This is a genomic window from Vibrio sp. OPT46, from assembly GCF_015163535.1.
Classification (GTDB): Bacteria; Pseudomonadota; Gammaproteobacteria; order Enterobacterales; family Vibrionaceae; genus Vibrio; species Vibrio alginolyticus.
The window spans coordinates 1-792 of record NZ_JADDYG010000284.1 but is presented as its reverse complement, the minus strand read 5'-3'; the positions used below and the strand labels follow the sequence as shown (position 1 = coordinate 792).

The following is a 792-nucleotide window of genomic DNA, read 5'->3' as shown; positions in this document are numbered from 1 at the left end:
CCTAGCCAACTGACGTTGTTAGTGAACTTGATTTTGTTCACATGTATATAAGCCAATCGCACTCTTTGCGGTTGGCTATTTTTTTATGTGGCTATTGCCCTCTTATCCTCTGACCGAGCTCGGTTGTACTTTTCTTACCCACAACAGATTGTTTACTGTTTATAAAATTCAAATATTCGCCCACTAAACCATTAGAAATGCCAGCTTCAACAAAAATAAATCACCTACATAAAATAAAACCAAGAAAACACACCCAAGAAAAGAACAAATAACGTCCAAACCAAAAACCTCATCATGAAATCGTTTTCTTTTCATAGAAATCGACTGAACAATCCAGAGTTATAGATAAATTTAATCCATAAAAACAAATAGCAATTCAAAACATTCATTTCACATATAAAACCTGTCTATAAATCATAGAAAATACGTAAAATCAAAATTTCCACCTTTAGAATTTAAAAATCAAACCATTGTTATTAAAAGAAAAAACACACATCAAAAACAAAGCAAACGTTTAAATTGCAATTTTATCATTGACTATTAAATTTACATCACGATAATACGCGCCGTTTGCCTGAAAATCAGGTGCTATAATTTAATATTTCAATGTGCGGAGGTAATAATGGCTGGAGACAATAACTACAGTCTTGGACCAGTTCCTAACACGGCCAGAAAAGGCGTGGCGTCACTTACAATGGTGATGTTAGGACTCACTTTTTTCTCCGCAAGTATGTGGACTGGGGGTTCTCTCGGTACTGGGCTCTCCTTTAATGATTTTTTCCTCGCTGTTCT

1 pseudogene is annotated in these 792 nt (G+C 34.8%); it reads left to right on the top strand.

Going from position 1 to position 792, the window contains the following annotated elements:
• Positions 1-622: 622 nt before the first annotated feature.
• Positions 623-792, top strand: a pseudogene (codB, locus tag IQR33_RS12705) (cytosine permease); the annotation flags it as partial.